Source organism: Pseudomonas chlororaphis subsp. aurantiaca, assembly GCF_013466605.1.
GTDB lineage: Bacteria > Pseudomonadota > Gammaproteobacteria > Pseudomonadales > Pseudomonadaceae > Aquipseudomonas > Aquipseudomonas chlororaphis_I.
This window is the reverse complement of sequence record NZ_CP059162.1, coordinates 6,945,397-6,953,033: the sequence shown is the minus strand read 5'-3', so window position 1 is coordinate 6,953,033 and position 7,637 is coordinate 6,945,397. Positions and strand designations below refer to the sequence as shown.

At 56.9% G+C, this 7,637-nt stretch carries 7 protein-coding genes; all 7 read left to right on the top strand.

Going from position 1 to position 7,637, the window contains the following annotated elements; translation table 11 throughout:
- Nucleotides 1-567 precede the first annotated feature (567 nt).
- Nucleotides 568-702, top strand: coding sequence for a 50S ribosomal protein L34 (gene rpmH / locus H0I86_RS31920; protein WP_003213577.1), 135 nt, complete (start codon nucleotides 568-570; stop codon nucleotides 700-702).
- A gap of 16 nt (nucleotides 703-718) precedes the next feature.
- Entirely contained in the window at nucleotides 719-1,120 is a 402-nt protein-coding gene (gene rnpA, locus H0I86_RS31915; protein WP_016703950.1) for a ribonuclease P protein component, read from the top strand.
- Nucleotides 1,113-1,358 carry a membrane protein insertion efficiency factor YidD gene (yidD, locus tag H0I86_RS31910; protein WP_010465488.1) on the top strand — a complete coding sequence of 82 codons (246 nt, stop codon included), beginning with the start codon at nucleotides 1,113-1,115 and terminating at the stop codon, nucleotides 1,356-1,358. Before rnpA ends, yidD begins: the two co-directional genes overlap by 8 nt.
- Before the next feature lie 2 nt (nucleotides 1,359-1,360).
- Nucleotides 1,361-3,043, top strand: coding sequence for a membrane protein insertase YidC (yidC, locus tag H0I86_RS31905; protein ID WP_180923408.1), 1,683 nt, complete (start codon nucleotides 1,361-1,363; stop codon nucleotides 3,041-3,043).
- A 91-nt stretch (nucleotides 3,044-3,134) separates the two neighbouring features.
- Nucleotides 3,135-4,505 carry a tRNA uridine-5-carboxymethylaminomethyl(34) synthesis GTPase MnmE gene (gene mnmE / locus H0I86_RS31900; protein ID WP_180923407.1) on the top strand — a complete coding sequence of 457 codons (1,371 nt, stop codon included), beginning with the start codon at nucleotides 3,135-3,137 and terminating at the stop codon, nucleotides 4,503-4,505.
- 594 nt (nucleotides 4,506-5,099) lie between these two features.
- Nucleotides 5,100-6,992, top strand: a complete 1,893-nt coding sequence (gene mnmG, locus H0I86_RS31895; RefSeq protein ID WP_180923406.1) for a tRNA uridine-5-carboxymethylaminomethyl(34) synthesis enzyme MnmG — start codon at nucleotides 5,100-5,102, stop codon at nucleotides 6,990-6,992.
- Nucleotides 6,989-7,633 (top strand): 16S rRNA (guanine(527)-N(7))-methyltransferase RsmG, encoded by a 645-nt coding sequence (gene rsmG / locus H0I86_RS31890; RefSeq protein WP_180923405.1) that lies wholly within the window; start codon nucleotides 6,989-6,991, stop codon nucleotides 7,631-7,633. The genes mnmG and rsmG overlap by 4 nt, the downstream gene beginning before the upstream one ends.
- Nucleotides 7,634-7,637: the final 4 nt, after the last annotated feature.

Sequence of the window (7,637 nt, the reverse complement as noted above, 5' to 3'; positions counted from 1 at the left end):
GGATATCCCCTAAGTTGAAAGCCGGTGAGGCAAAAACAAGCCGCCATTGTAACGACCAGACGCACACTTATCCACATGTAGGTTGATCGCAGGCCACTATGAATCAACGCTTTATCCCGAAAAAACACGACCAATGGTATGTGCATAAGCTCTGTGGATAACCACGCCTAAGGGCATTGCACAACTGGGGGCGAAAATCGGTGGATAACCCGCCTGTGGATAACTCAGCTTTCCACACACAGCTTTTCCGATAGCGCAGCACAGGCAGAGCACCGTTTCTCGACAGTGTTGTCATTCTCTGTACAGCAGGTCCTATAAGGGCTCAATATAGTTATCCACAGACAGGAACGTCCCTAGCCTTTATAAGCTTTACAGAAAAGCTTTAAATAATTCCCTTCTTTATTTTTATATCTGGCTGACCCGGTTCTTCAGCCTCAGAGGCGGACATACCCAGATAAAGGAAAAGCTGGTTGGAAATTGACCTAGAGGCTTGCTTTCTCTAGAATCGCCGATCTCTTAAAACGGGGGCCATTCCGGCCCCTTGTGGACGAACCAGGTAACACGACAATGAAACGTACTTTCCAACCAAGCACTATCAAACGCGCTCGTACCCACGGTTTCCGTGCTCGCATGGCTACCAAGAACGGTCGTGCCGTCCTGTCGCGTCGTCGCGCCAAAGGTCGTGCGCGTCTGGCAGTTTGATACTCCGGCACTGGAGGTGAGTCAGGACTTCAGTCGGGAAAAGCGTCTGCTTACTCCCCGGCATTTCAAGGCAGTCTTTGACTCCCCTACCGGCAAGGTTCCGGGGAAAAATCTCCTGCTCCTTGCGCGCAACAACGATCTGGATCATCCCCGTCTGGGGCTGGTTATCGGAAAAAAGAGCGTCAAGCTCTCCGTTGAGCGCAATCGCCTCAAACGTCTGATGCGCGAATCGTTTCGCCTGAACCAGGATGCTCTGGTCGGCTGGGACATCGTTATCGTCGCGCGCAAAGGTTTGGGCGATGTAGAAAACCCCGAATTGATTCAGCATTTCGACAAGCTCTGGAAGCGTCTGGCCCGTAACAAGCCGGCACCAGCAGTCAAAACCGAAACTGTAGGGGTAGACAGTACCAATGCGTAAACTGGCACTCGTTCCGATCCAGTTTTACCGCTATGCCATTAGTCCTTTGATGGCCAGTCACTGTCGTTTCTACCCCAGCTGTTCCTGCTACGCGTATGAAGCCATCGAAAATCATGGCCTTCTGCGCGGTGGCTGGCTGACCTTTCGTCGTTTAGGTCGCTGTCATCCGTGGAATCCCGGTGGTTATGACCCGGTTCCACCTATCCCTACCTCCCGTTCTTCTTCGATGGCCGAGTAATCATGGATATTAAACGCACGATCCTGATCGTCGCCCTGGCAATCGTGTCCTACGTCATGGTTCTTAAGTGGAACCAGGATTATGGCCAGGCTGCCCTGCCGACTCAGAATGTTGCTGCCAACACCGCCACCCCGGCTCTACCGGATACGCCTGTTGGTAACAATGCTTCCGCCAGTGCCGATGTACCCAGCGCGAATGCCGATACCAGCACCCCTACCGAAACTCCGGTAGCGGCAAGCAAAGACCTCATCCAGGTAAAAACGGATGTGCTCGACCTGGCTATCGATCCTCAAGGTGGTGATATCGCCCAGCTGAAGCTGCCGCTGTATCCACGTCGCCAGGACCATCCGGAAATTCCGTTCCAGCTGTTCGATAACGGTGGCGAACGTACTTATCTGGCGCAAAGTGGACTGACCGGTGTCAACGGTCCGGATGCTCGTCCTGCAGGACGCCCGGTCTACTCGGCCGAGAAAAAGACTTATCAACTGGCTGACGGCCAGAACCAGCTGAATGTCGACCTGAAATTCAGCGACGCCGGCGTCAACTACATCAAGCGTTTCACCTTTACCCGCGGTCTGTACGATCTGAAAGTCACCTATCTGATCGACAACACCAGCGACAAGGCCTGGACTGGCAACCTGTTTGCCCAGCTCAAACGCGACGCCAGCTCCGATCCGTCTTCCAGCACCGCCACCGGCACCGCGACTTACTTGGGCGCCGCCCTGTGGACAAGTTCCGAGCCGTACAAAAAAGTGTCGATGAAAGATATCGACAAGGGCTCGCTGAAAGAAACCGTGCAAGGTGGCTGGGTTGCCTGGCTGCAACACTACTTCGTGACCGCCTGGATCCCGGCGAAGAACGAAAGCAACGTGGTGCAGACCCGCAAGGATAACCAAGGCAACTACATCATCGGTTTCACTGGCCCGGCGCTGACCGTTGCACCAGGTGCCAAGGCTGAAACCACCGCCACTCTGTACGCCGGTCCGAAAAGCCAGGCCGTTCTGAAAGAGTTGTCCCCAGGCCTGGAACTGACTGTCGACTACGGCATTCTGTGGTTCATTGCCCAGCCAATCTTCTGGCTGCTGCAACATATCCACAGCATTGTGGGTAACTGGGGCTGGTCGATCATCTTCCTGACCATGTTGATCAAGGGGATCTTCTTCCCACTGTCGGCAGCCAGCTACAAATCCATGGCGCGCATGCGTGCAGTGGCGCCGAAACTGGCGGCTCTGAAAGAGCAACATGGCGACGACCGGCAGAAAATGTCGCAAGCCATGATGGAGCTGTACAAGAAAGAGAAGATCAATCCGCTGGGTGGTTGCTTGCCAATCCTCGTGCAGATGCCGGTGTTCCTGTCCTTGTACTGGGTACTCCTGGAAAGCGTGGAAATGCGCCAGGCGCCATTCATGCTGTGGATTACCGACCTGTCGATCAAGGATCCGTTCTTCATCCTGCCGATCATCATGGGCGCCACCATGTTCATCCAGCAGCAGCTGAACCCGACTCCTCCGGATCCGATGCAGGCCAAGGTGATGAAAATGATGCCAATCATCTTCACCTTCTTCTTCCTGTGGTTCCCGGCCGGTCTGGTGCTGTACTGGGTTGTGAACAACTGCCTGTCGATCGCACAACAGTGGTACATCACACGTAAGATCGAAGCCGCTACCAAGAAAGCAGCGGCCTGACCTACTCTGTGGATAACCACTCAAAACGCCCCCTAGTGGGGCGTTTTGCTATCTGTCACTTTTGTCTGCCTCTTTATGCCTGGAGCGGGTTATGAATGTCCCTCGTGAAACCATCGCAGCCGTCGCCACCGCCCAGGGGCGTGGTGGTGTGGGCATCGTGCGTATTTCCGGACCGCTGGCCAGCGTTGCCGCCAAGGCCATCAGCGGCCGCGAGCTGAAACCGCGTTACGCCCATTACGGGCCGTTTTTCAGCGATCGGGACGAGGTCCTGGACGAGGGGATCGCCCTGTATTTCCCGGGGCCGAACTCCTTTACCGGCGAAGACGTGCTGGAACTTCAGGGCCACGGCGGCCCGATCGTCCTGGATATGTTGCTGCAGCGCTGCCTGCAGCTGGGATGTCGCCTGGCCCGGCCGGGGGAATTCAGCGAACGCGCCTTCCTCAACGACAAGCTCGACCTGGCCCAGGCTGAAGCCATCGCCGACCTGATCGAGGCCAGTTCCGCACAGGCCGCGCGTAATGCCTTGCGCTCTTTGCAGGGGGCATTCTCCAAGCGTGTGCATAACCTGACCGAGCAATTGATTGCGCTGCGCATCTACGTCGAGGCGGCTATCGATTTTCCCGAGGAAGAAATCGACTTCCTGGCCGATGGCCATGTGCTGCAGATGCTCGACACCGTGCGCGACGAGTTATCCACCGTGGTCCGCGAAGCCGGGCAGGGCGCCTTGTTGCGTGACGGTATGACCGTGGTCATCGCTGGTCGGCCGAATGCCGGCAAGTCCAGCCTGCTCAATGCCCTGGCCGGACGCGAAGCGGCCATCGTCACCGAGATCGCCGGCACTACCCGGGATGTGCTGCGTGAACATATCCACATCGACGGCATGCCGCTGCACGTTGTGGATACCGCGGGACTGCGCGATACCGAAGACCAGGTGGAAAAGATCGGTGTTGAACGTGCCCTCAAGGCCATCGGCGAGGCCGACCGCGTATTGCTGGTGGTCGATGCCACGGCGCCGGAAGCGCTGGACCCCTTTGCCTTGTGGCCAGAGTTCCTGGAACAGCGGCCGGATCCGGCGAAAGTCACCCTGATCCGCAACAAGGCCGACCTGACCAACGAAGCGATTGCCCTGGAAGTCAGCGACGATGGCCACGTGACTATCAGCCTGAGCGCCAAGGCGGGAGGCAAGGGGCTGGAGTTATTGCGTGAGCACCTCAAGGCTTGCATGGGTTACGAGCAGACGTCCGAAAGCAGCTTCAGTGCGCGCAGGCGTCACCTGGAAGCCCTGCACCACGCCAGTGAGGCGCTTGAACACGGGCGTTCACAACTGACCCTGGCCGGCGCCGGCGAACTGCTGGCTGAAGACCTGCGTCAGGCCCAGCAATCCCTGGGGAAAATTACCGGCGCTTTCAGCTCGGACGACCTGCTGGGCCGGATCTTCTCCAGCTTCTGTATCGGTAAATAACCCCATCCCCCAAGGAGCAGCCGTTCGACGGCTCACTTGCTCGTGATGCTCAGTGGCGATGTTCTGCCCGGCATCACGGGCGAACCTGCTCCTGCAACCCCTCGTACTCCCATCATTTCCGAGTTTGCCGGATGCCATCGAGCGCTTCGGCGAATTTTTCGTGGGCGCCATTTGGTCGGCTGGGCCCTTTTCTGTGGATTAAGCCCTGTGAATAACTGCCCTTAGGCTCAGTTGATAACAAGGCCTCAAAACTGAGGAAAACCTGCTCTGTGGATAAGCATCACTTTAATCCACAGGCTTACACCGGTTATCCAACGGCCTCGTTGCCACCTAACCACAGACTTTTGAATCTCTGTACACATTGAAAACAAAGGGCTGCATGAATCTATCCACAGATAGGTCGGTGCCTAAGAATAAACATAAAAACAAAGATTTAATAAATTTCTCTCTTTTTAATTTCTATTGTCCGTTAGTCATCCACAGCTGGTTAAATTTTGTGCAAAGGGTTCTTTAGGAAGGGCGAAGACCCTATACTTGTCCGTTATCCCAAGAACCCATCCTTTTTTACCCATATAAGCAGGCACGAGGTGCGTGGTGGATTTCCCTTCCCGTTTTGAAGTGATCGTCATCGGCGGCGGTCATGCCGGTACCGAGGCAGCACTTGCATCAGCACGCATGGGGGCAAAAACCCTGTTGCTGACGCACAACGTGGAAACCCTCGGAGCGATGAGCTGCAATCCCGCGATTGGCGGGATCGGTAAAAGTCATCTGGTCAAAGAAATCGATGCCCTCGGCGGTGCGATGGCCATGGCTACCGATAAAGGTGGTATTCAGTTTCGGGTGTTGAACAGCCGCAAAGGCCCGGCCGTGCGTGCTACTCGTGCCCAGGCCGACCGCATCCTGTACAAGGCCGCTGTCCGCGAAATCCTGGAAAACCAGCCGAACCTGTGGATATTTCAACAGGCGGCGGATGACCTGATCGTCGAACAGGACCAGGTTCGCGGCGTAGTGACCCAGATGGGCCTGCGTTTCTTCGCCGAATCCGTGGTGTTGACCACCGGTACCTTCCTCGGTGGACTTATCCACATCGGGATGCAGAATTATTCCGGCGGTCGCGCCGGCGATCCGCCCTCGATCGCCTTGGCCCAGCGCCTGCGTGAATTGCCGCTACGTGTCGGTCGCCTGAAAACCGGCACGCCGCCGCGTATCGATGGTCGTTCCGTGGATTTCTCGGTGATGACCGAACAACCAGGCGATACGCCGATTCCGGTGATGTCGTTCCTGGGCTCGAAAGAGCAGCATCCGCGGCAGGTCAGTTGCTGGATCACCCATACCAATGCCCGTACCCACGAGATCATTGCTTCCAACCTTGATCGTTCGCCGATGTATTCCGGGGTGATCGAGGGAATCGGCCCGCGCTACTGCCCGTCGATCGAAGACAAGATCCATCGCTTTGCCGACAAGGAGAGCCATCAGGTCTTCATCGAGCCGGAAGGCCTGACCACCCACGAGCTGTACCCGAACGGGATATCCACATCCTTGCCGTTCGATGTGCAGTTGCAGATCGTGCAATCGATCCGCGGCATGGAAAACGCCCACATCGTGCGTCCTGGTTACGCCATCGAGTACGACTACTTCGATCCGCGTGACCTGAAGTACAGCCTGGAAACCAAAGTGATCGGCGGTCTGTTCTTTGCCGGCCAGATCAACGGCACCACCGGCTACGAAGAAGCTGGCGCCCAGGGGTTGCTCGCTGGCGCCAACGCCGCACTGTGCGCGCAGGGCAAAGACAGTTGGTGCCCACGTCGCGACGAGGCCTACATCGGTGTGCTGGTCGACGACCTGATTACCCTGGGAACCCAGGAACCGTATCGGATGTTCACATCCCGTGCCGAATACCGCCTGATCCTGCGCGAAGACAACGCCGATCTGCGCCTGACCGAAAAAGGTCGGGAACTGGGTCTGGTGGACGATGTCCGTTGGGCCGCGTTCTGCAAAAAACGCGAAGGTATTGCCCTGGAAGAGCAACGCCTGAAAAGCACCTGGGTTCGCCCGGGTACCGAACAAGGCGATGCGATCGCCGAAAAGTTCGGCACGCCGCTGACCCATGAGTACAACTTGCTGAATCTGCTGAGCAGGCCGGAAATCGACTACGCTGGTCTGGTCGAAGTGACCGGGCAGGGTGCAGAAGATCCACAGGTTGCCGAACAGGTCGAGATCAAGACCAAGTACGCCGGCTACATCGATCGCCAGCAGGACGAAATCGCTCGTCTGCGGGCCAGCGAGGACACCAAGCTGCCTGTGGATATCGACTACAGCACCATCTCCGGCCTCTCGAAAGAGATCCAGAGCAAGCTCGGCGCCACGCGTCCTGAAACCCTGGGCCAGGCTTCGCGGATCCCGGGCGTTACACCGGCAGCGATTTCCCTGTTGATGATTCACTTGAAAAAACGCGGCGCGGGCCGTCAGTTGGAGCAAAGCGCTTGAGTTCGCAGGTCACCTCGCAACATGCAGAAGAGTTATCCACAGGTGCTCGCCAACTCGGTGTCAACCTGACAGAAACCCAGCACGAATTACTGCTGGGTTATCTGGCCCTGTTGATCAAATGGAACAAGGCTTACAACCTGACCGCCGTGCGCGATCCGGATGAAATGGTCTCGCGTCATCTGCTCGATAGCCTGAGCGTGATGTCGTTCATCGAAAACGGTCGCTGGCTGGATGTTGGCAGCGGCGGAGGGATGCCGGGTATTCCATTGGCTATCCTGTTTCCGGATTCGCAAGTGACCTGTCTGGACAGTAATGGCAAGAAAACCCGCTTCCTGACCCAGGTCAAACTGGAACTGAAGCTGGATAACCTGAATGTTATCCACAGTCGTGTCGAAGCTTTCCAACCGCAGCAGCCGTTCAACGGGATCATTTCCCGGGCGTTCAGCAGCATGGAGAATTTCACCAACTGGACTCGCCACCTCGGCGACCGCGATACACGTTGGCTGGCAATGAAGGGCGTTCATCCCGCCGATGAGCTGGTAGCATTGCCGGCAGACTTCCACCTCGATAGCGAACACGCCCTGGCCGTACCCGGTTGCCAAGGCCAACGCCATCTGCTGATACTGCGCCGCACGGCATGATTGG